At 73.0% G+C, this 24251-nt stretch carries 15 protein-coding genes, 2 pseudogenes and 1 riboswitch; of the genes and pseudogenes, 8 read left to right on the forward strand and 9 right to left on the reverse strand.

Annotated features, from left to right (window positions below):
- Positions 1–309 precede the first annotated feature (309 nt).
- Positions 310–2205, reverse strand: coding sequence for an AfsR/SARP family transcriptional regulator (locus tag OG410_RS01885; protein ID WP_329297450.1), 1896 nt, complete (start codon positions 2203–2205; stop codon positions 310–312).
- Positions 2206–2613: 408 nt separating this feature from the next.
- On the opposite strand from OG410_RS01885, the gene OG410_RS01890 reads away from it, so the two are divergent.
- The 6 genes from OG410_RS01890 to OG410_RS01915 all read left to right on the forward strand — a co-directional run bounded on the left by OG410_RS01890 (position 2614) and on the right by OG410_RS01915 (position 9213).
- On the forward strand, positions 2614–3681 hold the full coding sequence (locus OG410_RS01890; RefSeq protein ID WP_329303995.1) for a radical SAM/SPASM domain-containing protein: 1068 nt from the start codon (positions 2614–2616) through the stop codon (positions 3679–3681).
- A complete protein-coding gene (locus OG410_RS01895) occupies positions 3678–4370 on the forward strand; it encodes an iron-containing redox enzyme family protein (protein ID WP_329297451.1) in 693 nt (230 codons plus the stop codon). Before OG410_RS01890 ends, OG410_RS01895 begins: the two co-directional genes overlap by 4 nt.
- Entirely contained in the window at positions 4363–4572 is a 210-nt protein-coding gene (locus tag OG410_RS01900; protein ID WP_037623557.1) for an aroma-sacti cluster domain-containing protein, read from the forward strand. Before OG410_RS01895 ends, OG410_RS01900 begins: the two co-directional genes overlap by 8 nt.
- Before the next feature lie 101 nt (positions 4573–4673).
- The gene (locus tag OG410_RS01905) at positions 4674–7748 is read left to right on the forward strand and encodes an AAA family ATPase (protein ID WP_329297452.1); all 3075 of its coding nucleotides are present in this window, start codon (positions 4674–4676) and stop codon (positions 7746–7748) included.
- Positions 7745–8605, forward strand: a complete 861-nt coding sequence (locus tag OG410_RS01910; RefSeq protein ID WP_329297453.1) for a S8 family peptidase — start codon at positions 7745–7747, stop codon at positions 8603–8605. The genes OG410_RS01905 and OG410_RS01910 overlap by 4 nt, the downstream gene beginning before the upstream one ends.
- The gene (locus OG410_RS01915) at positions 8602–9213 is read left to right on the forward strand and encodes a GAF domain-containing protein (RefSeq protein ID WP_329297454.1); all 612 of its coding nucleotides are present in this window, start codon (positions 8602–8604) and stop codon (positions 9211–9213) included. Before OG410_RS01910 ends, OG410_RS01915 begins: the two co-directional genes overlap by 4 nt.
- A 217-nt stretch (positions 9214–9430) precedes the next feature.
- Here the strand turns inward: OG410_RS01915 and OG410_RS01920 are convergent.
- From OG410_RS01920 to OG410_RS01950, 7 genes and pseudogenes are all read right to left on the reverse strand, one after another.
- Positions 9431–9739: pseudogene (locus OG410_RS01920) on the reverse strand (GNAT family N-acetyltransferase); the annotation flags it as partial.
- Positions 9740–9824: 85 nt separating this feature from the next.
- A pseudogene (locus OG410_RS01925) lies at positions 9825–11708 on the reverse strand (SMI1/KNR4 family protein).
- A gap of 324 nt (positions 11709–12032) precedes the next feature.
- Positions 12033–13154 (reverse strand): glycosyltransferase, encoded by a 1122-nt coding sequence (locus OG410_RS01930; protein ID WP_329297455.1) that lies wholly within the window; start codon positions 13152–13154, stop codon positions 12033–12035.
- A gap of 1 nt (position 13155) precedes the next feature.
- Complete coding sequence (locus OG410_RS01935) at positions 13156–15285, reverse strand: prolyl oligopeptidase family serine peptidase (protein WP_329297456.1); 2130 nt, start codon at positions 15283–15285, stop codon at positions 13156–13158.
- A gap of 51 nt (positions 15286–15336) precedes the next feature.
- Positions 15337–16947 (reverse strand): MFS transporter, encoded by a 1611-nt coding sequence (locus OG410_RS01940; protein WP_329297457.1) that lies wholly within the window; start codon positions 16945–16947, stop codon positions 15337–15339.
- Positions 16944–18140: a radical SAM protein gene (locus tag OG410_RS01945; RefSeq protein WP_329297458.1), complete on the reverse strand. Its 1197-nt coding sequence runs from the start codon at positions 18138–18140 to the stop codon at positions 16944–16946. Before OG410_RS01945 ends, OG410_RS01940 begins: the two co-directional genes overlap by 4 nt.
- 104 nt (positions 18141–18244) lie before the next feature.
- The gene (locus tag OG410_RS01950) at positions 18245–18520 is read right to left on the reverse strand and encodes a hypothetical protein (RefSeq protein WP_326790209.1); all 276 of its coding nucleotides are present in this window, start codon (positions 18518–18520) and stop codon (positions 18245–18247) included.
- A gap of 388 nt (positions 18521–18908) precedes the next feature.
- On the opposite strand from OG410_RS01950, the gene OG410_RS01955 reads away from it, so the two are divergent.
- Entirely contained in the window at positions 18909–20183 is a 1275-nt protein-coding gene (locus OG410_RS01955) for a cytochrome P450 (RefSeq protein WP_329297459.1), read from the forward strand.
- A 135-nt stretch (positions 20184–20318) separates the two neighbouring features.
- Here OG410_RS01955 and OG410_RS01960 read toward each other — a convergent pair whose 3' ends face one another.
- On the reverse strand, positions 20319–21593 hold the full coding sequence (locus OG410_RS01960) for a sulfite oxidase (protein WP_329297460.1): 1275 nt from the start codon (positions 21591–21593) through the stop codon (positions 20319–20321).
- Between the two features lie 519 nt (positions 21594–22112).
- Positions 22113–22226, forward strand: a riboswitch (SAM riboswitch).
- 402 nt (positions 22227–22628) lie between these two features.
- On the opposite strand from OG410_RS01960, the gene OG410_RS01965 reads away from it, so the two are divergent.
- On the forward strand, positions 22629–24248 hold the full coding sequence (locus tag OG410_RS01965; protein ID WP_329297461.1) for an ABC transporter substrate-binding protein: 1620 nt from the start codon (positions 22629–22631) through the stop codon (positions 24246–24248).
- The last annotated feature ends 3 nt before the right edge of the window (positions 24249–24251 follow it).

Consider the following 24251-nt stretch of genomic DNA (forward strand, 5'->3'; position numbering starts at 1 on the left):
ACACGCCGATACCGATACTGGTGCCGATACGGAAACCGGTGCCTGTGCCTGTGCCGATACGGAAATCGGTGCCGGTGCCGGCACCGGCACCGATATCGATCCCGGTGCGGAGCCGGCCTCACTCGCCACGACACGTCGGCCGCCCCAGCACGGCCGTGGCCACCGTCGTCGGCCTCCTGATCCCGCTCCCGGGACATCGCGGACTCGGCCTGGGGTCTGTCGTCCGGATCAGGTGGCGCCGAGACGCGGCACCTTGCCGGCCGGGCCGGGCGGGCCCCGCGTCCCGCCGTGTGATCCGGACGACACGCCCTAGCACCGCTCTCCCGACGCGGCTGCCTGCTCGCGCGCGAACAGCAGGGTCAGCCAGGGCAGTTCGTAGCACACCGTCTCCGGGGCCGCGGCCGTGTGCGCGGTCACCTCGGGCAGGGACGGCGGTGGCAGGACGCCGACGTCGATCAGTTCCTCCAGGGAGCGCTGCGCGTCCCGTCCGGCCTTGCCCAGGACGCGGGCGGCGGAGGGGAGGGTGAAGGAGACGTCCGGCAGTGCGGCCAGCGCGTGGAGGGAGTCACGGGCGGGAGCGGGCAGCCGGGCCCAGGCCCCGGCGAGACGCGCGCGGACCCCGAGGCCGCCGGACGCCAGTTCGTCCAGCGCCTCCAGAGGATGTTCGAGGCGGTCCGCGTACTGGCCGAGCGGCATGTGGCGCAGCACGGACAGGCGGTTTCCGGCCGCTCGCAGAGCGAACGGGAGGAATCCCGTGGCCGCGACGATACGTTCTGCCGCCGCGCGCTCGGCGGCCAGCCGGGGCCGCCCGACGATTCCTCCGAGCAGGTCCTGTGCCTCCTCGGGGGACAGCGGCGGGAGTTCCACCCGGTGCGCGCACTCCAGACAGGGCAACCGGCCGCGGGAGGTGACCAGGGCTGCGGCGCTGCCCGACGGCGGCAGCAGCGGGCCGAGGGCGGTGGCGTCGGGTGCGTCGTCCAGGAGCAGCAGGATCCGGCGCCCGGACAGCCAGGCGCGCCAGACGGTGGCGGCCTCCTCCCGGTCGGCGGGCAGCCGCTCGGTACAGCCGAGGGATCGGGCCAGCTCCGCCAGTACCGACGCCCAGGGGCGCGTCGAACCGTCCTCGGCGCAGAGCCGGGTGGCGACCATGCCGTCGGGGTAGTGCGCGGCGAGGCTGTGCGCGACGTGTACGGCGAAGGCCGACTTGCCGACGCCGACCGCGCCGGTGACGAGGACCGGGGGGCCGCCCTCGGTCTCCAACTGGGCCCGGACGGCCTCCAGTTCCCCGGTGCGCCCGGTGAAGTCGGCGAGGTCCGGCGGGAGCAGCAGCCGTGATCCGGTGGGGCCGCCGCGCGGTCGGGAGGGGGCCATGTCGTCCAGCAGGGAGCGGTAGGCGCCGTGGAGCGCCGCACCGGGCTCCAGGCCCAGTTCCCGGGACAGCCGTTGACGGCAGTCGTCGTAGGCGGCCAGCGCCTCCGTTCTGCGGCCCACCTGGTTCAGCGCGGTGAGCTGGGCGGCGCGCAGCCGCTCCCGCAGCGGGTGGCGGCTCACCATCTCGTCCACGGTGTCCGCGACCGGGCCCGGGTCCCCTATCTCCAGCTGCGCTTCCGCCCAGGCCTCGTAGACGGCCAGTCGCCGGGCGTGCCGGCGTTCGACGGCGGCGCGCAGCACGTCGGCACGGGGGGCCAGGTCACTGAAGGGGTCGTGCCGCCAGAGGTCCAGCGCCTGGCGGTACGTACGGGCCGCGTGACTCGGCGCGCCCGCGCGCGCCTCGGTGTCGCCGCGCCGGGCGAGTTCGTCGAAGCGCAGGGTGTCGCATTCGTCCGCGGTGAGGTGCAGTACGTAGCCGCCGGGACCGTGGCTCAGCCGGCCCAGGTCGTCGGGGTCGAGCACGCGGCGCAGGACCGACACGTACGCCTGAAGGTTCTTGCGGGCCGTACGGGGCGGGTCGTCCGGCCAGAGGGCATCGGTCAGTTCCTCCACCGACACCGGCGTGTTGGGGCGCGTGAGCAGAACCGCCAGGACGAGGCGCTGCTTCATCGGTCCGAGCGCGAGCGGCAGGCCGCCGCGGGAGGCCCGGAGCGGACCGAGGAGGGTCAGCCGTAAGGGGGCGGCGGCGGTTTCGCCGCCGACTTCAGCGGCCGGCTCTCGCGGAATTCCGGGAGCGGACGCCATGCCGCGGCTTTCCGTGAGCGCTTCGGCCATCTGCCCCCTCAGCCCCTTCCCCAGCCGGTGTCGTCGGAGGTCTGACAGAGGAAGGGAATTCTGTGCACGAAAGCCTCCGAGGAGCGGCAGGGGATGGGGGAATCCGCGAGGAGCCGTGAACCCTTCGGGAATTCGGTGGAATTCCTTCGGCCTTCACAGGATGCGCACGGGCCGGTTCCGGGGCCATGGACTCGAGGATGGCTCAAGGTGCATGCAGCAACACACCCGCCGGGATAAAGACCGAACAAGCGTACAAATCTGTGCGTATCAACCAGCCGTGCCGCGGTCCGTCCCCACGGCCGGTCCGCCCCGCGCCGCGTACCGGCTCCGAACCGTCCGCCAACCACGACCGAACCGGTGCCCCGCACGCTGAGCCCGCACGTCCCGGTGGCCTACGGAGGTGACGAGATGCGGCTGGCCGAGATCATCGAGCTACGTCCGGTGCCGGCGGCCGGGGTCCTCGCCACCCTCACCAGGCGCTGCCCGCTGAGCTGTGCCCACTGCTCCACCTCGTCGGGGCCGCGCGGCGAGGACACCCCGGCCGAGGCACTGCGCCGCTTCGTCGGCGGCTTCGCCCCCGGCGACCGTCCGGAGGTCCTCATGCTCACGGGGGGCGAGCCGCTGCTGCGGCCCGCGCTCGTGGCGGACCTCGCGGCGCTCGCGGCGGCGGCCGGAACGCGTACGTCGGTACTGAGCGGCATGTTCTTCGCCGCCGACGGCCGGGTCCCTGCCCGCATCCTGCGCGCCCTGCGGCACGTCGCCCACTTCTCGGCGAGCATCGACGTGTTCCACGAACGTGAAGTACCGCGCGCCGCGGTCTTTCGCGCGATGCACCGCATCAGGGAAAGCGGAATCGACGTGAGTTTCCACGTGGCGGGAACACCGGCGGACGACGCCTATCTCGCGGACATCACCGCGTCCATTCGTACAGAATTCCACGACCAGGCGGCCGTCCTGGTCAATCACATCCGGCCGGTGGGCCGGGCGGCGGGCTGGGCGTCCGCACGAACCGTCCGGTTCCGGGGCGCCGCGGAGGAGAGTTCCTCCGAGTCGCCCCCGGCGCCGTGCGCGATGGCCGCCTGGCCGACCGTGGCCTTCGACGGCACCGTCGCGGCCTGCTGCAACCAGCGTGTGGTGGACGCCCGACCCGTCCCGGAACACCTGCGCCTGGGGCACATCGCGCAGGACGACTGGGCCACGATACGGCGCCGCTGCCAGGCCTCTCCCGTGCTGCGCACCATCCGTACCGCCGGAGTCGGATCGTGCGCGGACTGCCGGAGCCTGGCCCGGCGGCCCGCGGCCCTGGACGCGGCCGAACGGTCCGGTTCGCGCCCCGCGGCCGGGGCCATGGACGCGCTCGGCGCCCGGCTCCAGCACGACGCGGGGGCCGCCTCACTACTGCGACGGTACGGAAGCGACCGGTACGCACCGCTCGTGCTGCTCGGCGGTCCCGGGGACGAGGAGGTGTCCGGGTGAGCCCGTCGGCCGTCGCGAGCCTGCGACTCGAACTGTCCCTCGTACGGCCCGTGTTGTGGACCGCCACCGCGCGCATGTGGCGGTCCGACTCCGGGCTCCCCGGCCGCTATCGGCGCTACCTGTGCGCCATGCACCAGGTGATCCGTGCCTCCGTTCCGCTCATGGAGCGGGCCGCCACCCGGTGCGAGGCCCTGCCGCGGGACCCGGTGGCACGCCCCCTCGCGCGGTACCTGCGGGCGCACGCCGAGGAGGAACGCGGCCACGACGACTGGCTGCTCACCGACGCCGCGGCGGCCGGGACGCCGTCGGAGGAGCTGACCGGCACAGTGCCTCCGGCCCATGTGGCCGCCCTGGTGGGGGCCCAGTACTACTGGATCGAGCACAGTCATCCGGTGGCCCTGCTCGGCTACATCGCGGTACTGGAGGCCAACGCGCCCGCTCCCGGCCTGGCCGGCCGGCTGGCCCGCGAGACCGGGCTTCCGCCGGCCGCCTTCGAGACCGTACGCCTCCACGCGGACCTCGACGACGGACACAGCGCCGACCTGGACCGGCTGATCGAGCGGCTGCCGCTGGACGCCGCACAGCGTTCCCTGGTCGCCGTCAGCGCGCTGCACACGGTCGCCTCCCTCGCCGAGCTGTTCGACCGCATCACCGCGGCACCAACCGAATGGGAGAGCACCGATGACTGACCCCGCACCCGATCGCGACCGCCTCCGCGCGCTGGAGGACGCCGGGTTCCCCCTGCACAGCCTCTCCCCCGAGCAGCGAGAGGTGCTCCAGGACCTCAGCGCACAGGAGCTGACCCTGTTGCTGGGCCTGAAGGAGCGACTGGACGCGGCCGAGCCGGAGGTGCAGGCGCACAGCGAGATCGCCGGCGGAGCGCTGTTCTGATGACGGGCGCGATGACCGGCGCCGCGCGCGTGAAGTGCCCGCGCTGTCCCGAACCCCCACCGGACGGCGCGGCGTTCTGCCCCCGGTGCGGAACCGCGTGCGTGCCCGCGGGCGACGCCGCCGCGGCCGAGGAGCGCCGCGTGGTGACGGTGCTCTTCTGCGACCTCGTCGGATCCACTGCCCTGTCCGGGCGGCTCGACCCCGAGACCCTGCGCACGGTCACTCTCCGGTACTTCGCGCTGATGCGGGCACGGATCGAGGAGCACGGCGGCACGGTGGAGAAGTTCATCGGCGACGCGGTGATGGCGGTGTTCGGGGTGCCCGTGCGCCACGAGGACGACGCCCACCGGGCGCTCGCAGCGGCGCGCGGCATGGTCACCGGACTCGACGGGCTCAACGCCGAGCTGGAGCGCGAGCACGGCGTGCGGCTCGCCGTGCGCATCGGTGTGAACACCGGTGAGGTCGTCGTGAGCGTCGATCCCGCCGCCCGGCAGGCCCTCGTCTCCGGCGAGGTCGTCAACATCGGGGCCCGGCTCGAACAGCACGCCGGCGCGGGGGACATCCTGATCGGCCCCGCCACGCTCGACGCCGCCGGTCCCTCGGCGGTCACCGAATCCGCGGGATCGCTGTCCCTCAAGGGCGTCGGAGTCCCCGTCCCGGCCCACCGCCTGGTCGCACTCCACGAGGACGACCCGGAGCGGGTACGCCGGTTCGACACCCCCTTCATCGGACGTGAGCAGGAACTGGCCGAACTGCGCCTGCTGTCGCGCAAGCTGGAGACGGACCCGCGTTCGCACCTGGTGACCGTCTATGGCGAGGCGGGCCTCGGCAAGACGCGCCTGCTGCGCGAGTGGCTGCGGGACGGCCCGGCGTACGGCGAGGGCCGATGCCGGCCCTACGGCGAGTCCGGCTCCCTGTCACCGCTCGCCGAAGCGGTGCGCCAGGTGCTCGCCGCCGTCGGCGAGGACACGGCCCTCGCCGCGCTGCCGGCCCCCGAGCGGGCGGAGGCGGAACAGGCGCTGCGCCTGCTGCGGACCGGTCTGCTCGCGGACGGCACGCCCAGCCCTTCGGCGGACGACACCCTCATGGCCCTGGCCTGCCTCCTGGACGCGCTGTCCCGTGAGCGGCCCGTGGTGCTGGTGCTGGACGACTGCCACTGGGCGTCCGGGCCGCTGCTCGACCTGGCGGACCGGCTGCTGGACGAACTCGACCGCTCCCCCGTGGCCCTGGTCTGCGTCGCGCGTCCCGAGCTCCTGGAGACCCGTCCCGGCTGGGGCAGCGGGCGGATGCGGTCCGCGTCGCTGCTGCTCACACCGCTCACCCGGGAGGAGGCCGCCGCACTCGCCGGGGAGCTGGTCGAGGTGGCGGCCCACCGGCAGGACGTGCTGGAGGGCGCGCTCGACCGCGCCGAGGGCAATCCGCTGTACCTGGAACATCTGACGGCGATGGCCGCCGAGGGCGACGACCTGCCGCTGACCGTGCACGCCCTGCTCGGGGCCCGCATCGACGCGCTGCCGCCCGAGGAGCGGACGCTGCTGCAGGTGGCCGCCGTCCTGGGAAGGGAGTTCCAGCGCGCCGACCTGACCGAACTGGCCACCGTCGAGGAGCCCGGAGACCCGGCGGAGTCCCCCGGCGGCCTGCTGCGCGGCCTCGTGCGACGGCGGCTCATCGAGGCCGGCGGCCGCGCCCGGTCCACCGGCTCCGTACTCCGGTTCGGCAGCGCGCTGGTGCAGGAGACCGCGTACCGCGGGATGGCCAAGAAGGTACGTGCCCGGCGCCACGAGCACGCCGCCCGGGTCCTCGTCCGCCACGAAGCGGGCGACGCCGCCGTCGGCTCCCATCTGGCCCGCGCCCACCGTCTGCTCAGCGAACTGGGCATCCACGACGGCGACACCGACGCGTTGCGGACTCGCGCCGCCGCCCTGCTCACCCGGGCCGGTGCGGCCGCCCTGGCGCGTTCCGACCTGCCGTGGGCCGACGACCTGCTCACCCAGGCCCTGGACCTGGCCGCTCCCGGCGAGCCCGTCGCCCGCGCGGCCGCCCGCCGGCTCGGCGAGACGAAGGCCGCCCGCGGTGAGCCCGAGCGCGGCCGGGAACTGCTGGCGGACGCGCTCGACGCGGCGGACCGGGCCGGGGATCCGCTGGACGCCGCCCATGCCCGGCTCGCGCTGACCGCGCTCGACCCCCGGCACGGTTCCGCGGCCGAGGTGGCGCAGGCCGCCCTCCCGCTGTTCGACCGGGCGGGCGACGACCAGGGCATCGCCCGTGCCTGTGTCCGTATCGCCCAGGACCGTCAGCGGCGCGGACTGCACGCCGAGGCCGAGGAATTGCTCCACCGGGCCCTGGAGCACGCCGACCGTGCCGACGCCGAACCCGAACGGGCACTGGCGCTCGGCGCGGTCGGCATCTCCCTGTGGCGTGGACCCACCCCGGTCGCGCTTGCCGTCGGGCGCTGCGAGGAACTGCTGTCGGCCCACGGCGCCGGCCGACCGACCGTGCGCGCCACGCTGGGCTGCCCGCTCGCCGTGCTCCTGGCGCTGCAGGGCCGGCACGAGGAGGCACACGAGCGGCTGGCCGAGGCGGCGCGACTGGCGCGCGGTCTCGGTTACGCGGAGAGCGCGTTGTTCATCCCGCTGTTCGCCGCGGAGGTCGAGGTCCTGAGCGGTACACCGGCCCGTGGTCTGGCCCTGCTGGAGGAGGCGGAACGCGCGGGCCGCGAACTCGGCGCCACGGGCGCCCTGCCGGGCATCGCCCGGGAGCGGGCGCGGATCCTGCTGGACCGGGGAGAGCCGGCGCAGGCACTGGCTCTGCCGGACCCCGAGCGGTCCGCGCTGCCCCCGGCCGAGTCCGCCGACGCGTACGGACTGCGGGCCCGTGCTCTGGCGCTCGCCGGTGAGCCGGACCTGGCGCGTGTCTGCGCGGGCCGGGCCGTCGCCGCGGCGGGTGAGACGGACTCCCCGGTCGTACGGGGCACCGCGGCCCTCGACCTCGCTCACACGCTGCGCGCACTCGGCCTGGCCGCGGACGCGGCGCGGGAAGCGCACACGGCACGGGGGCACTTCGCCGCCAAGGGGCACCGGCCGGGCACGGACGGCGCGTCCGTGTTCGCCGACGAGACGACGGCCACGGTCCGGGGCGCGGAACGCCCGGCCGGACGGGAAGGCAGGACCGGATGACCACAGGAACGGCGGGAGGGCTCACCTGGAGCCTGCGTGACCGCTCCCCCGAGGACCTCACGATGCTCGCCGACACGGTGCCGGATCTGCCCGCCGATCCCTCGGCGTGGTCGGACGGCGCCGGGGTGCGGGTGTGCGTGGTCGACACCGGGGTGGAGTGCGGCCATCCCTCGGTCGGCGCTGTCCAGGGCTCGTACGAGGTGTCGTCCGCCCCCGACGGCACCCTGCGCGTCGTCGACAGCGGCCCGCTGCCCGACGGCGCCGGCGACGGCTGCGGGCACGGAACGGCGTGCGCCGGCATCGTCCGGCGCGTGGCACCGGGCTGTGAGCTGTACAGCGTGCGGGTGCTGGGCGAGGGCTTCACCGGCACGGGCGAAGCCCTGCTCACCGGGTTGCGGTGGGCCGTCGACCAGGGTTTCGACGTGGTCAACCTCAGTCTGTCCACGACCCGTCCGAAGTTCCTCGAAACGCTGCGGGCCCTGGCCGACCAGGCGTTCTTCACCGGGACCACGCTCGTGGCGTCCGCCCACAACACGCCGGTGGAGAGCTTCCCCTGGCGGTTCTCGTCCGTCATCTCGGTCGGTACGCACCGCGAGGACGACTCCGGGCTCTTCCTCTACAACCCGGCGCCACCCGTCGAGTTCTTCGCACCGGGCCAGAACGTGCAGGTGGCCTGGACGGGCGGCAAGACCATCCGCACCACGGGCAACAGCTTCGCCACCCCCTTCATCAGCGGGATGTGCGCACGCCTGCTCGGCACGCACCCGAAGCTGACACCGTTCCAGATCAAACACGCGCTCTACCTCTCCGCCGCGAACGTGCGCATCGGCGAACCAGGAACCCGAGGTGAATCATGAGCCAGTCCCCCGGCCTCGTCCCCGCCCCAGGCGTGGACCCCGCGACAGGCGCCGGCAGCGCGGAGCACGATCTGCTGCAGTCCGTCGTCGACACCGCGCGGGCCATCTTCGGCGCCGCGGCCAGCTCCGTCCTGCTGCACGACCGGGAGACCGACGAGCTGGTCTTCCAGGCCGTGGCCGGGGAGGGAGAGGACTCCCTCGTGGGCTCGAGGTTCCCCGCAGGGCGGGGCCTTGCGGGCTGGGTGCTCGTCTCGGGTGAACCCATGATCGCGGACGACCTCCGGGAACAGAGCATGTTCGCCGAGGATGTCGCGAAGTCGACCGGGTACGTGCCGGACGCGCTGATGGCGGCGCCGCTCGCCCATCGCGACCGGGTGCTCGGTGTCCTCGAAGTTCTCGACCCCGCCGAACAGTCCCGTTCCAGCCTCTCCGAACTCGACCTCCTGGCCCTCTTCGCCCGTCAGGCCGCGGCGGCGCTCGCGGTCATCGCCGACCGGCGCCACGAGGAGACACCGTCGGCGGTACGGGCGCGGGGCCTGGAACTGGTCGCGGCGCTGCGGGACGTACTGCTCGAAGGAGTGCCGCCGCAGGGGTCGCACGAGGGGTGAGGCCCCGGGCTGCCGCAGGTGTCGAACAACCTTGGCCTCCCCTCCCGTGGGAGTGAACGGCGTCCCGCACGAGGGAACTTGCGGCCCGCCCCCTGACAGTCCGGGGGGTGCGGTGCCGCGCGGCCGTCGGACGTCGGGCCGACTCCGCACACCGGGCCCCTGGCGGTCGTCGATCCTCACCGATGTACGGCACGCCGATTGGCCACTCGCAACGCTGTCAGATCGCCCCCGCAGGTCCAGGGCGAGGACAGCCCGCCGTCTGCGCACACCACACCCGCGTGTCACCCATCGCGAACCGGAAGACCGTCGAGTCGCGCGCCGTGAAACCGAGCCGTTCATAGAGCCGATTCGCTGCCTCACTGTCCGGACGGGAGGTGAGATCCACAGTCCTCACTCCCGCTTCACGAGCCAACTCCAGAGCTCGCTGAGTGAGCAATTCCGCGATCCCCTGCCACCTTGCCCCGCTGTCGACGACTACATCCTCCACACGCGCCCGGAGTCCGGACGGCAGGGGTCGGCGCAGCAAGCGCCCGCGCGATTGACCTGGGCTGAGACCACAGCCGGTCGTCCCGGGCGGGCCGCCTTCCGCAGGGGTGCGGGCCCGCACCCGCTCAGGGCCGGTGGCGCACGAAGCCGGCATAAACGAACCCTTCGCCCGCGCGTGGCGCCCGGGTCCAGGACCGGGTGGTGAAGGTGCGAAGTCTGCCTTGGGTCAGCGCGAAGCGGGGGAGCGAGAGCCCGAGCTCGGTGTGCAGGGCCTCCAGCACACGCAACTCGTTGTCCAGTTCGGTGTCCTGCGGGTGGAACAGCCGTGCGGGGTCCAGCGCCTCGGGTATTGCGCCGGAGCGCTGGATCTCCGTACCCCGCACGGTGAACGCGTAGAGCTCCTCGCCCTGTTCGGCCACCGACAGGTGGAACGCGGCCGGGTGGTCACCCGGCGACGAGCCCCTCGGCTCACGCCACACCACCACCGCGCGGCCGGACGAGGAGGCAGCCGGAGCGGGGGACAGGAACAGCTTGTTCAGGTGGTGGGGGTGGCCGTCGAAGGCGAAGACCCACCCTTCGGCGGTACGGCCGACGGCGACCACGGCCCGGTCCTCCCAGAGTTCCACGCCCTCCCGCTCGCGAGGCCGGGGTGCCCGCCAGGACGCCTCACGCTGATCCGTGGGCGCGCTCAGTCGGGTGCCCTCCTCCCCGATCAGGGCGGGAAGTCGGGCGGGATCGATCCCCTCCACCCAGACACAGCGGTATCCGTCGAGCGGCCGCCGGCTCGCCGCAGGCTCTGCCAACCAGGCGAGTCCCGGCGGGTCGAGGTCGGGCACCGGCTCGGGAGCGGGACCCCGCTCCCCGGCCCGCGGTGTCGCGAGGATTTCCCGCCCACGCTCCGGGGTGACCAGCGGACCCAGGACCGGATCGGCGAGCAGGCCGATCGGGGCGATCAGCAAGGGCCCGGGAGCCTCCCACAGCGGGAGCGCGTCCCGCAGCACCCGCCACGCGGCGTCGGTCGCCCCCCAGCGGGCTGATTCCCGGGCCTCGGCGACGGCCCGGCCCCATGGACCGGGAGGCGTGTAGTGATGGGTGCCGTCCCGCATCGTGCTCAGTACGGCCTCGACGGTCTTCCGGGCGGCCCCGCGGGCGGTCATCATCCCGAGCCAGTGGTCATCCCCGCCCGGCCGCCGTTCGCCGCGCGCTGGCGCCATGGCATGCACGGGCAGAAGCTCGGGCAGGTAGCGCGGGTCGGCCACCAGGTTGCCGTAGTCCCGGGAGCTGCACGGAGCCAGCAGATGCCGGAGCTGGTTCAGGAGGACGGCGCTGCGTGGCCGTCCGAAGGACAGCGCTTCCTCGAGCAGGGGCAGGGCCTCCTCGTACCGTCCGCGCAGGGCCAGCAGGCGGGCCTCCTCCACATGGACATCCTGGGCGCGCGTGGTCGTGTTCACGAAGTCGGGCCGCTCCACCCGGTCCGAGTGGAAGCTGCGGTACATGGCCTCCATGTACGCGCAGAACGACGGTTAGCGGTCTGGCAGTTCACCGCCCCAGCCCTTGTAGAGGTAGAGCGCCCACTCACCGTCCTGGTCACTGTCGCCCGGGTCGAGCAGGGCGTACGACATGTCGGAGTCCGTCTCCAGCCGTAGCGCCCGTTGCCACATCCCGGCCAGCAGGATGTCCTCCTCGCGCGGGTCGTCGCCCAGGTTCTCCTCGTACAGCGAGGTCATGTCGAACGGATCCTGGAACCAGTCGATGTCCGCGGCGCCGCCGAGCTGATAGACCCCGGCCGTCTGGTCCACGTGCCACCCGTCGCTCACGGCCAGGAACTCCCGGTACGAGGGCGGCAGCCGCCGACCCAGCCGCTCCTCGGCCGCAGCGATCGCCGCCTCGTCCGCCCCTGGCCTGCCGGGGCGGACACGGGAATGCTCGCCGTCCTCGTCCGCGCGCGGAACCCACTCCTCCTGCCACCGTCCCAGGAACTCGTGCCAGTTGAAAGACTCATCACTCATGGCCGGATGGTGTCATCCGGCACCGACAACGGTGTCGGCCCTTTTCTCGTCTGGCTGCGGCCAGGTGGCGCCTGTAGCCATCCGTCTTGATCAGCGGTCTGGGCCGTTCCAGCAGGGACGGCCGTGTTGTCACCGTCGAGCTGCACGCATGTACCGCGGTAAGCCCAGACGGGCCGTCGCTCTCCGGTACATGTCTGTCGGCCGTAGCTATGCGAGAACCCGGCCACCAAGGCGCTGAGCTGCACAACTGCACCACAGCAGTAACGATCTTGAGATCGATGTCAAAGCTCAAGCCAAAGGACTTCCGGAGCAGCCTCAGGGAAATCAGTGTGCCGCCGATTCCACGGCGTCGGCTGCGCGGGTTTCGCTCTTGCCCTCGGCGAGCAGGCCGCCGATCTCCTCGGCGCGCGCCCTCAGTCGGGGATCGCGCGCTGTCGCCTCGACCGCGGCCCGCAGTTCCGCGGCGGAAGCACCCGGCTCCGGCAGCCTGCGGGCGACGCCGGCGCGCAGGCAGCCGGCGGCGAGGACCTGCTGCTCGGACCCGTTGGGGGCGACGAGCAGCGGCTTGCCGCGCAGGAGGGCGGCGAGTACGGGGGCGGAGGTCGCGTTCGTCAGTACGAGGTCGGCCCGGTCGACGAGTGGGCCCATCCAGGGGCGGCGGCCGACGATCAGGTCGGCGTCGGCGGCGGCCTCGGGCGCACCCGACCGTCCCAGTTCCACGACGGCCCGGTAAGTGCCCGCGGTGAAGGCCGCGTTGAGCCGCGGCCAGAGGGAAGCGCCGCCGAAGGTCCGGCCGAGATGGACGTAGGCCAGGGGTTTGGAATCCGGCAGCGGTTCGGTGGACGAAGGCTCAGGCTCCCACCAGCAGGGACCGACATGCCGTACGGCCGGGGGCAGTTCGGCGTCGGCCGGTTCCAGAACGGGGTGGCCGCGCAGCAGGAAGGTGGTGCCGAGCAGCGGGGTGTCGGGGAAGCGGTCGTGCCGTGGGGCGAGGCCGGCCGCCTCTCGTACCGCTCGGTAGTGCTTCAGGGTCTCCGTGAGCCGCCACGCGCGGTCGTGCGCGTCCGCCGGCCCGGCACCGCCGTCGCGGTAGGGCCACAGGTGTGCCGCCAGTCCGAGCACCACGACCGGCAGGCCGACGGCCTCGGCGGCCACGAGCGCGCCGTGGCAGAGCACGGAGGTGACCAGGACGTCGGGCCGCAACCGCCGCACCGCCCGCGCCACCTCGGTGTGCTGCTCGGGGGCACGGACCGTCCATTGGGCCACCGACAGGGCTGTGGCGTCGGTGACGGCGGACACCTCCAGACCCGCCGCGGTCGCAGGCGGAGCGGCTCGCGGCCCGGCGAGGACGTGCACCGTATGGGCGCGGCGGCGCAGTTCGCGGCCGACCGCGAGGGCGGGGTACAGGTAGCCCGGGTCGTTGAGCGGGCACAGCAGCACGTTCATGTCAGGCGTCCCCCGACAGTGGAAGGCCCAGATGGTGGGCGAAGAAGGCCATGACGTCCGCGTAGAGGCGGGCGCTGCGCGAGGCGGCACGCGCGCCGTGTCCGACGCCGTGCTCGGTGCGCAGCACGACCGGCGCGTCCCCGGTACCGGCCCGTTGCAGGGCGGCGCACATCTTGCGTGCGTGCGCGGGGTCGACGCGTGTGTCGCCGTCGAAGACGGCCAGCAGTACGGCCGGGTAGCGCGCGCCCTCGCGGACCTGGTGGTAGGGCGAGTACGACAGGAGCCGGGCGAACTGAGCGGGGTCCGCGGCGCTTCCGTACTCGTCGCGCCAGCTCGCCCCCATCCCCGACAGTTCGTAGCGCACCATGTCGAGCAGGGGTGCCGCGCAGACGACGGCCGCGTAGGTCTCCGGACGGCGGGTGAGCGCGGCGGCGGCCAGCAGGCCGCCGTTGGAGCTGCCGAGGACGCCGAGCCGGCCGGGCGCGGCCCATCCGTCACGGAGCAGATGGTCCGCCGCGGCGTCGAAGTCGTCGAAGGTGTTGAGCTTGTGCTCGCGGCGCCCGGCGCGGTGCCACTCCTCCCCCTCCTCTCCCCCGCCTCGCACGCAGGCCACCGCGTACACGCCGCCCGCGCGCACCCAGGGCACGGCCTGGGGGGTGAAGCCGGGGGTCATCGAGGCGCCGAAGCCGCCGTAACCGGTGAGGACGGCGGGGCGGGGTCTGTCGGGGCGGCCCGTGGGGGACATCACGAACATGCGCACCTCGGTGCCGTCGCGGGAGCGCAGGACCTCCTGGGTGACGTTCACGCCTTCGACGGGGGCCACCGCCGGGAAGTGGCCGGGCCAGGGGCTCAGGCGTTCGGCGGCGGCGTCGTAGTACAGGACGACGGTGGGCGTGACGTGGTCGGTGTACGCGAACCAGAGTTCGTGGCCAGGCTTTTGACGTGCGGTCAAGGAGGTGATCGTCCCTCGTCCGGGCAGGGGTACGGTCCCGGTACGGGCGCCGGTCCGGGCGTCGTGCAGGGTCAACTCGCCGACGGCGTGCCGGGTTCGTACGACCGCCAGCAGGGTCCGGTCCAGCGCCGGGCCGTCCAGGACCGCGAAGTCCTGGAGTACGGTGCCGGGTTGCTCGGGGACCAGGGTGCGCCACCGGCGCGGATCCGTGGCGCCGGGAGACGCTGCGGCGATCCGGCCGCGCGGCGCGCCGGCGGTGGTCCTCAGCAGCAGCGGTCCCCCGCCCGGCCTGAGGCGGACCGCGGTGTGGCCGTCGGTGCCGTGCTGGAGGCGGCGCAGGTCGGGCCGGTGGGGACCGGTCCCGGTCAGGTCTGCGGTCCAGAGATCGGTGCGCGGGGAGGTGCCCTCGCTGGCGCCGACGGCCAGGAGCCGGCCGTCGGGGGCGGTGGCCACGGTGTAGTACTGGGTGTCCGACCGTCCGGCCCCGAAGATCTCCGCGTCCTGGTCGGCCGGTGTGCCGACCTGGTGCAGATACACGCGGCGGCAGGGCCCCGCCCCGGCGGCCGGGTGCCCGGACGGGAGGCGGCGTACGTAGTAGAAGGCCCGGCCGCCCGGCAGCCATGCCACGGGGGAACGGCGGACCCGGTCCACGGGCCCGTCGAGCGTCCGGCCCGTCGCCGTGTCGAGCACACGCAGCATCGAGTGCTCCGTACCGCCCGAGGACAGCTGGACGGCGACGAGGTCGCCCTCCCAGGAGGGTTCCCAGGCGTCGAGGACCGTCGTACCGGACGGATCGGTGTCCAGCGGGTCGAGCAGGATCCGCGTCCGGCCGGCCTCGCGCACGGCCAGCACGGCGAGTTCGCGCCCGGGTTCCCTGCGCAGGTGGAACTCCCGCCCGCCGCGCGCCACCGGCGGACGGGCGCCTCCTGCGGCGAGCAGGGCGGTCATCCGCACGAGCAACGCATCCCGGGCCGGCCAGCGGACCTCCTCCTCGGCGTAGAGCAGATCCTGGGCGGCGCACCACGCGGCGGTGGCTGGGTCCTGCGGATCCTCCAGCCAGCGGTAGGGGTCGGCCACCCGCACTCCGTGGATGATCTCCTCCGGTCCGCTGCGCGGGGCGGGCGGGTAGGTGTACGGGGCGGGCGCCGACCTGGCGTCGCGGGGCGGGGACTGGGTCATCGCGGCGCTCCAGGGAGAACGGATCACGTCGGTCGCGTGAGGGGGACGGGCTCAGGCGTCACCGGCGCCGGGGCGTTGCGCGGGGGACGCCGGAGACGGGTCCTCGGGCCCGGAGCCGTCGGCCGGGGCCGGTTCGCCGTGCGCCTCGACCGCCGGCCGCTCGGCACGGCTCGTGCCCGCGAGGGCCGGAGTGTTCAGGAAGCCGGAGGAAGCGATGGTGTCCACGGGCTCGGGCGCGTCCGGGAGACCGGCGGGACGGGCACTTCTCGCGTCGGCCGCCACGGCGTCGAGGTCGGACCTGATCGCGTCGGTGGCGACGGCGTCGAGGCCGGACCTGATCGCGTATGGGGCGTCGGCGTCGGGGCCGGTCTTCCTCGCCTTGTCCTCCATGGCATCGGGGCCGGTCCTCTTCGCCTTGTCCTCCACGGCATCGAGGCCGGTCTTCTTCGCGTCGTCCGTCACGGCGTCGAGGCTGGTCTCGCGCAGCAGGGGCACGGAGGACACCACCGTGACGACCGCCGCGGTTCCGGCGAGTGCCAGCCAGGTGTGGCTCGCCCCCAGGGAGTCCACGAAGGAGCCGGCCAGGAGCGGTCCGAGGGAGGCGAGACCGGCCATGAGCAGTCCGGTCGCGGTGCTGACCCTGCCGAGCAGGTCCCGTGGTGCGAGCACCAGCATCGCGCGGCCCACGACGATACCCGCGGGCGGGCTGAAGAAGACGACCACGACCAGCACGGGGCCGATCGTCCAGGGGTGCGTGGTCCCGGAGAAGACGGCGAGGCCGATCGCCCACACGGCGCCGATGAGCAGGAACAGACGGGCGGCGGGGATCCTCTTCATCAGCCATGGCGCCGCGGCGGCGCCCAGCATCGCCCCGATGCCCGCGCAGGCCATCACCGCTCCGATCGCCGTCCCCGCGGCGCCGCTCTGCCGCAGGGAGACGACCATGGTCGTCTGCGCCGCCGCCGAGACGACGTTGATGCCCGCGGCGAACAACAGCGCCGCCAGAAGCGCGCGTTGGTGCGTCAGCCAGCGCAGCCCGGCCGTGAGCCGGTCGTCGCGGTCGGTCGCGGCGACGTCTCGGGGAGGTTTGGTGGCGATCCGCAGCAGCAGCACGGCGGACACCCCGTAGGAGAAGGCGTCGGCGGCGAACGGCAGCATCGGGTCCATCGTGTACAGCCAGCCGCCGAGGAACGGGCCGATGAGCGAGCTCGTCGCCATGGCAGCCTGGCTGCGGCTCAGCGCGTCGGTGAGGTCCTTCTCCGGCACCACGTCGCGCACGGCGATCGTGGCCGCGGGTGCGAAGAGCGCGGTGGCCGCGCCCTCGACCACGGCGACGCCGAGGAGGTGTACCTGCCCGAGGTCTCCCAGCGCCGACACCAGGGGAATGCTGGCCAGCGCCACGAGTCGTACCAGATCGGTCCCGACCATGATCATCCGCCGGTCGAACCGGTCGGCCAGGTGGCCCGCCGGCAGGCGCAGCAGGGTCCGGGTCACCAGCGAAAAGGTCGCGACCGTACCGGCTTGGGCCGCGCTGCCACCAATGGACAGGACGAGCAGCGGGAAGGCGAGCAACGACAGCTGCGAGCCGAGGGTGGACAGCGTCGAACTGAGCCAGTAGCGGCGGAAGTCGGCGTTGGTGCGCAGGATGCCGGCGCTCTTCATCCCAGCCGCCCGACGGCGTGGAGGCTGTCCAGGACTCCGGCGTCGACCCGGTCCTGGAAGACGGCGCGGACGGCGGCTTCCTCGTCGTACTGGTAGTGGTCGTGGCAGCTGACCCAACGGCCCTTCGTCTGCTCGGCATCGAGATAGCCGTCGGTGATGGTGCCGACCTCCATGCCGGGCTTGCCCGCGGTCTCCCAGCAACTGGCCAGGACCCCATCGGCGTTGACGACCGCGCCGTAACGGCCGTCGGCGAAGGAGCAGGCCTGGCAGGGGACATGGGCGCGCGGACGGGCCACCGTGAAACCGAGTTCCAGTGCGCGGGCGTTCCAGCGGACGAAGTCGTCGACGAGGCCGTTCTCGTGCAGCAGGTTGTTCGCGTAGCCGACGCCGACGTCGCCGACGCGGGCGAAGTGGATGCCGCAGCGGGCCGGATCGAGCTGTGCGCCGAGCCGTTCGACCAGTTCGTCGACGCCGTGGCTGTTCAGGTGCGAGACGTTGACCCGCAGCATCCAGCGCAGGGACGTCTTCTCGATGGCGCGCGCGATGTTGGAGACGATGACGTCGAAGGTGCCGCCTCCGGAGCGGCGTACCCGGATGGCGTCGTGGTCGGCCCGGTCGCCGTCGAAGGTCACCTGTACCGAGCCGAGGCCCGCCGCATTGAGCTCCTTGGCGATCAGCGGGGTGAGCAGGGTGCCGTTGGACGTCATCGACGCGGTGAGGGCGCCGAGTTCCCCGGCCCTGGTCAGCAGGTCGCGGCAGCCTCGCGGGTTGAGCAGCGGCTCGCCGCCGAAGAGCAGCAGCGACAGCTTGTCCATGCCGGCCGCCGCCATGCGCTCGCGGGTGAAGTCCAGGACCTGCCCGACGGCTTCGGGGGTCAGCCGGGCGTGCTGGATGCGGGGCGGCCGGCTTCCTCCCTTGGGGTCCTGGGCGGTGTTCTGGAAGCAGTAGCCGCAGCCGAGGTTGCAGTCCGTGCTGGTCAGTACGGTCAGCGAGTACGAGTTGTACGGCTTTACGTCGTACAGGCCCGCCTCGCGGAGATAGCGTTCGGCGGAGGGCCGCAGGGTGCCGTCGGGCTCAATCTGGCCGGGACGCATCAGTGCGTATCCGCCGGCGCCCAGGAACCACCACCCCCTGCCGGCCTGGATCAGACGGGCCCCGGCGGCGGGGACGGCGACGGACTGCGTACCGGGCACGGCAACCTCCGGAGCGGGGGCGGGAGTTGGAGGGCGGGCGCGGCCCGGTCGCGGCGGTGTCAGGCGCCACCGCGACCGGGAGGACCGCGCCGGGGGTGAGCCGATCAGGCGTTGTGCTCCTGGTGGACGCCGCACCAGGGGGTGTCCTCGCCCTCCTCGGAGTGGGCGATCACCTCGGGCTCGTCGACGGCGGACTCCTGGTGCACGCCACACCAGGCGACGTTCGACGCGGCGTGCGCGACCACTTCGGGCTCGTCGACGGCGGACTCCTGGTGCACCCCGCACCAGGCGACGTTCGACGCGGCGTGCGCGACGACCTCGGGAGTCTCCTCCGCGGGCGTCTCGGTGGTCTCCTCGTTGGGCTCGACGTTCTCGGCCATGATGGTCCTCCATACGACGGGCGTTCGGGACGACGGACGGCAGCGGTGCGCCGACCGGCAGGAAGCTAGGAGGAGGGGGTTCGACACCGGTTCACCGCCGGTTGGCCCCTGGTGAAACCCCTGGTGGGCGCGTGGGCTCAGCCCATGGCGGCCGGCCGGAACCGCGACGGAGACGGCCGTGGGGCTGATCCGGGGTTCGGACGGTCGCTCCCGCTACTGGGGCGGGGCGATGGCATCTCGGGGGTGTCGCCGACGAGGTGGCGCCGCGTCGGCGAGGTGGCGCCGCGTCGGCCGCATACCGGAATCGCACCGGTCGCGAACCGGCGGGCAACCGGCCGTTCCTACGGTGGCCGCCGCACGCTCCGCGACCGCGAGAGGACGCCTCCGTATGGACACCGAGCCCGTCGTCACGGCCGCGCCGTCCCCCCGGCCCGCGCCGTCCGCCCAGCCCGCGGCAACAGGACGGCAGCGGCTGCCGGAGCCGCTCGGGGCCGGATTCCTGGCCCGTCCGGAGGAGACGCTGGCCGAGATCCGGGAGACGTGTCCCGTGGCCCGGATCAGGACGCCCGCCGGACGGCCGGCCTGGCTGGTGACCCGTGCCGAGGATGTGCGGGCCGGGTTCCTGGATCCCCGCCTGTCCTTGAGCGGCGGCCACGTTCCCGACCCCGGCGTGCGCCGACGCGCGCTGGACGTGACGCTGGTCAACTACGATCCGCCGGACCACACGCGGATCCGCCGTCTGGCGACCCCGGCCCTCACCCCGGCACGCATGGCCGCCCACCGGGAGCGCATCGAGGAAGCCGCCGGTGAACTGCTCGACGCGGCGGACGCGGCGCGGGGGCAGGGGCCGCTGGAGCTGATGGACGCCTTCGCGCGCCCGTTCGCGTTCCGGTCGCTGTGCGAGGTGTTCGAGGTGCGTGAGGAGGAGCGGGCCGCGCTGTACGCACCGGTGGCGCTCCTCGCGGACAAGACGGGCTGCTCCGCTCGCACCGTCGAGGAGAGCGTGGCTCATATCGACGCGTTCGTCCGCGGCGAGATGGCCCGCCGCGCGGCCGCTCCGGGTGACGACGTCGTCTCGCGCGTCCTCGCGGCCTGGCGCCAGCAGGGCGGCGCGACCGAGGACGAGGTCGCCTCCCTCCTGGCGATGCTGCTGCTGGCCGGCTTCGACAGCACGGTGCAGGCGATCGGCATGAGCGTGGTGGCGCTGCTGGGCCACCACGACGTACAGGACTCCCTGCGGGAGGAGCCGTCGCGGATTCCGCGCGCGGTGGACGAGTTGCTGCGCTGGGACACCCCGGGCCCTTTCAGCACCAAGAGGGTGGCGCTGGAGGACGTCCGGTTCGGGGACACGGTCATTCCGGCGGGCAGCGGAGTCCTGCTCTCCGTGGCGGCGGCCAACCACGACCCGCGCTGCCATGCCGACCCCGGCACGCTGGACCCGGACCGCAGCACCGCCGGCCGTCATCTGACGTTCGGTCTGGGCCCGCACTACTGTCCCGGATCGGCGCTGGCCCGCCTGGAGCTCACGGTGGCCCTGACCGTCATCCTCGGCCGCTGGCAACGGCTGGAGCCGGCGGTGCCGCTCAACGAGCTGGCCTGGGGCGGCGGCTATCTGCACCGCCGTCTGGCCGCACTGCCCGTGCTGCCCCACGGGTCGGGGTGACAGGACGGCGGGGTGCCGACGTTCCTGTCCGCCGGGTCACCTGACGGTGCGGGGCGTGGGCGGTGGGGGCGGTAGAGCGGGGACGCTCTCGCCCTGGCCTTCGGCGCCACCGGCTCCGTCCGGGACCGCCGTCTGTCACACCACGCTGACCGGATGCCGTACCACCGCGCCGAACAGGTATCCCTGTGTGTTCGGTACGGCGGTGTCCGGCTGGGTCCGGTCGGCTGTGTCCGTGGCGCGCGCCAGCAGCTGGGTGGCGCCGGGTGTGTCGGGCCGCCAATCGAGGGACCACCGGGTCCAGGTGCCGGCCCGGGGCCGGTCGTGCAGCCGCGCGGGCCGCCAGTTGGCACCGCCGTCCGTACTGACGTCGACCTTGGCGACGCCTCCCGCCCCCGACCATGACCGCCCGTGCAGGACGTGCCTGCTTCCGGCCGTGAACGTGGCCCCGCTCGCCAGCTCGAAGGCGCTCTTCGTGGCCTGCCGGGTCAGCGGAGCACTCCCGCCCTCGGGATAGGCGGGGCCGAACAGCCGGTAGAAGGTGGTGTTCCAGGGCGAGTAGAGCGGCTGTGCGGACACCTCGATGTCGCCGACCCACTTGATCGACGCGATCCCCACCCAGGAGGGCACCAACACCCGCACCGGATAGCCGTGGTCGTACGGAAGCGACTCGCCGTTCATCTCGTACGCGAGCAGGACGTCGTCCAGGGCCTTGGCCAGCGGCAGCGGACGTCGTACCCGCCCCAGGCTCTCGCCGCCGCTGACGTACTCGGCGTCCAGACCGCGCGGCTGCACGTCCACGGCGCGCGGGGACAGCCCTGCCCTGCGCAGCACGTCGCCCAGCCGCACTCCGCGCCAGCGTGCGACGCCGATCGCTCCCAGGGTCCACGCGGTGCCGGTGACCGTCTCCCCCTGTTGCGTCGTGTAGTAGGAGCGGCCGTTCCCGGCGCATTCCACGAACGCTGTCCGGGTGACGGCCGGCAGTGCGCGCAGATCGTCGTAACCGAACTCCACCGGACGGTCCTCGCCGTGGTTGCCGCGCAACCCGCTCCCCCACAGCCGCAGCCGCCAGTCGTCGGCGTTCAGGACGGGTGTGGCGGTGTGGTTGCGCACGAAGAACAGGTCGTTGGGGGTGTGGTGGCCGGTTCCGCGCAGCGCCTCCCATCGGGTCTCGGCGTTGGTGCCACGCGCGATGAACCACTCGGCGGGCAGCGGCTTGACGATCGGTGTGTCGGCGGCGTGGGCGGGCCCCGGGGTGCCGAGTGCGGTTCCGGCGGCGGCAGCGGTGAGCAGGGTGAGCAGCCGACGGCGGGTGACCCCCTCGGCTCTGGCCTCACCAGCGAGCCACTGGCGCAGCCTGCGGCGGTCGTACTCGGTTTCGTAGCGGCGGCCGGCGGGGGCGGGCGAAGGCATGGCGGGTCCTCGTCATAACGGGGCGAGAAGAACGAGAGGCTCGGCACAAGTCGGCGCGGGCATACGCGCGGGCGGTCGTTGCATGCTCGACCGGCTTGTCCGGAGCGGAAGTTCGCGGAAGCGCGTGATCAGCCGGTCGTCCGACACAGCGTGGCGGCGACGCGGACGAGGTCCACGGCGCGGCGGCGGGTCAGTGGCTCCGACATCGGCATGGCGGGATGAAAGCACACGGGGCGGAGGGCGTCAACGGGGCATCCGTGCCGGTGAACCAGGCGTCCAGGCAAGTCGGTTGGCGTGGCGGCCGCGACTCGCCGGTCCCGCACCTGACCGGCGGGCCGGCGCGAAGGTGTCAATTCCTGAACGCCGGCTCTCCCCCGCCGTGACGGCGGCCGGCCCGTGTCCCCGACACGACCGCGGCCGACCCCGTGTCCCCGACATGACGGCGGTCGGCCCGTGCTCTCCGGCGGAGTCCGGTGCCGCCATTGACGTACGTCAGAACCGCTCCGTACGATCACGAACGGCATCGAGTGTCAGCGTCAAGCCCTGGCTTGCTGACCGGCAACCCTCCCGCGCGGTGGGGTGCTCCAGGTGAAAGCCCGGCGGGATCAGCGACGATCCGCGCAAGCGCGTGGCCCCATGACCGGGGCCGGAGATGGGGGGAGGACCGTTATGCGACACAGTGGTGACCCTCGTGCCTCCTTCTCCGTCGCCATGGTGTTCTCCCGGCTGGCGCGCCGACGCCACATCGATCTGAAGCGCTCGACCAGCTGCTTCTGTCAGGCCTGACGGCCCTTTCCGCAGCGGAGCGCTGACGGGCCTGCCCGCCGAGGGTCCCCGTCCGTGACCAGCGATCGGGGTATGTGTCCCCGCCCGGGTCCCGCTTCCTCCTGATCCTTCGGATCCACCTTCCGCCTGGCCCCTGTCCGCAGGGCATTCCCCCCGTCACGGCACCGCGCCGACCGGGCCCGCACCCCTGTGCGTGGCCGTGCCCCGCGCGGTGTCCCGTGCCTGGCGACACCATGAGGAGAACCCTCCGTGAGAGCACTTCCGGACTTCAGATCTCCCCGATGGGCGGCGCTCACCGCCCTTCTCACCACCAGCGTGCTGCTGACCGCCTGCGGGTCGGGCACCGGCGGCTCCGGCGCCGGTGACGGCAAGCCGCGTTCCGGCGGAACCCTGACCTTCGCCGTGGGATCGGACGCCGGCTGTGTGGATCCCCAGCAGGTCGGCAGCAACGACACCATCTACTCGGTGCGCCAGGTCGTGGACTCCCTGACGGACCAGGACCCCAGGACCGGCAAGATCGTGCCGTGGCTGGCGAAGAGCTGGGACATCAGTGCCGACGCGACCGCCTTCACCTTCCACCTGCGCTCGGGTGTCACCTTCAGCGACGGGTCCCCGCTGACCGCCCAGGTGGTCAAGGACAACTTCGACGCGGTGCCCCATCTCGGTGTCCTGGGAACCCTGGCCGAGGGCTACCTGAGCGGCGTCAAGAGCACCACGGTGGTCGACCCGCTCACCGTCAAGGTCACCTTCGAACAGCCCAACGCCCAGTTCCTGCAGGCGACTTCGACACATTCCCTGGGGATCGAGTCGTCGGCGAGCGCGAAGAGGTCACCGCAGCAGAAGTGCAGCGACGGGGTCATCGGATCCGGACCCTTCGTACTCAAGCAGTACGTACAGAACCAGTCGGTCACCCTGGCCAAGCGCCGCGGCTACGCCTGGGGCTCCTCACGGTGGAACAAGAAGGGCGAGGCGTACCTGGACAAGCTCGTGTTCAAGGTCGTGCCGGAAGCGGGCGTGCGCGCCGGCAGTCTCCGCTCCGGCCAGGTGGACGCGATCGGCAGTGTGGGCCGGGCCGACGAGGCGGCGCTCAAGGGCGGCCAGGTCACCCTCCAGAGGCGGGCCAACCCCGGCATCGTCTTCGGGCTCGGCTTCAACAACGCGCGGCCCCTCCTGAAGGACGCCAGGGTCCGCCGGGCGATCCTGGCCGCCGTCGACCGCAAGCAGATCGCCGACACCGTCTTCCCCACCGGCACCCGGGCAGCGACCAGCGTCCTCGCACACACCACGCCCGACTACACCAACCTCGCCCCGGATCTCGCCTTCGACGCGGCCAAGGCGAAGTCCCTGCTGGACGAAGCCGGTTGGAAGGCGGGCGGCGACGGCACGCGCACCAAGGACGGCAAGAAGCTGAACCTGACCATCGACTGGGTTCCCAACGCGGCCACGAACCAACCCGCGTTGGAGTTGATACAGCAGCAACTGAAGGCTGTGGGGGTTCAGGTGACCCTCAAGCAGCTCCAGCTCACCCAGCTGACACCGACACAGCAGTCGGGCGAATTCGACGCGACATGGGGGAACATCACCCGCGCCGACCCCGACATCCTGCGCAGCTCCTTCTCCACGAAGCTGGCCAACTTCTACCGCGTGCCGGCGAGCGGCCTGGACAGGACCCTGTCCGCGCAGGCCGCGACCACCGACCCGGAAGGGCGCAGCAAACTCGTGACCCAGGCACAGCGGTCGATCGTGCGCGACGCCTACAACGTGCCGGTGGTGGAACTGCAGACCCAGCTGGGCCTGTCCACGAAGGTGCACAGCCTCGCCTTCGACGCCTCCAGCCGGATCCAGTTGCACGACACCTGGATCGGCTGACCC

This window comes from Streptomyces sp. NBC_00659 (genome assembly GCF_036226925.1).
Classification (GTDB): domain Bacteria; phylum Actinomycetota; class Actinomycetes; order Streptomycetales; family Streptomycetaceae; genus Streptomyces.

Coding starts and splice junctions, on each gene's coding strand:
- OG410_RS01890 (WP_329303995.1), top strand. CDS start 2,614: ATGCGGCTGGCCGAGATCATCGAGCTACGTCCGGTGCCGGCGGCCGGG.
- OG410_RS01960 (WP_329297460.1), bottom strand. CDS start 21,593: ATGCCTTCGCCCGCCCCCGCCGGCCGCCGCTACGAAACCGAGTACGAC.
- OG410_RS01910 (WP_329297453.1), top strand. CDS start 7,745: ATGACCACAGGAACGGCGGGAGGGCTCACCTGGAGCCTGCGTGACCGC.
- OG410_RS01915 (WP_329297454.1), top strand. CDS start 8,602: ATGAGCCAGTCCCCCGGCCTCGTCCCCGCCCCAGGCGTGGACCCCGCG.
- OG410_RS01900 (WP_037623557.1), top strand. CDS start 4,363: ATGACTGACCCCGCACCCGATCGCGACCGCCTCCGCGCGCTGGAGGAC.
- OG410_RS01935 (WP_329297456.1), bottom strand. CDS start 15,285: ATGACCCAGTCCCCGCCCCGCGACGCCAGGTCGGCGCCCGCCCCGTAC.
- OG410_RS01930 (WP_329297455.1), bottom strand. CDS start 13,154: ATGAACGTGCTGCTGTGCCCGCTCAACGACCCGGGCTACCTGTACCCC.
- OG410_RS01885 (WP_329297450.1), bottom strand. CDS start 2,205: ATGGCCGAAGCGCTCACGGAAAGCCGCGGCATGGCGTCCGCTCCCGGA.
- OG410_RS01955 (WP_329297459.1), top strand. CDS start 18,909: ATGGACACCGAGCCCGTCGTCACGGCCGCGCCGTCCCCCCGGCCCGCG.
- OG410_RS01940 (WP_329297457.1), bottom strand. CDS start 16,947: ATGAAGAGCGCCGGCATCCTGCGCACCAACGCCGACTTCCGCCGCTAC.
- OG410_RS01950 (WP_326790209.1), bottom strand. CDS start 18,520: ATGGCCGAGAACGTCGAGCCCAACGAGGAGACCACCGAGACGCCCGCG.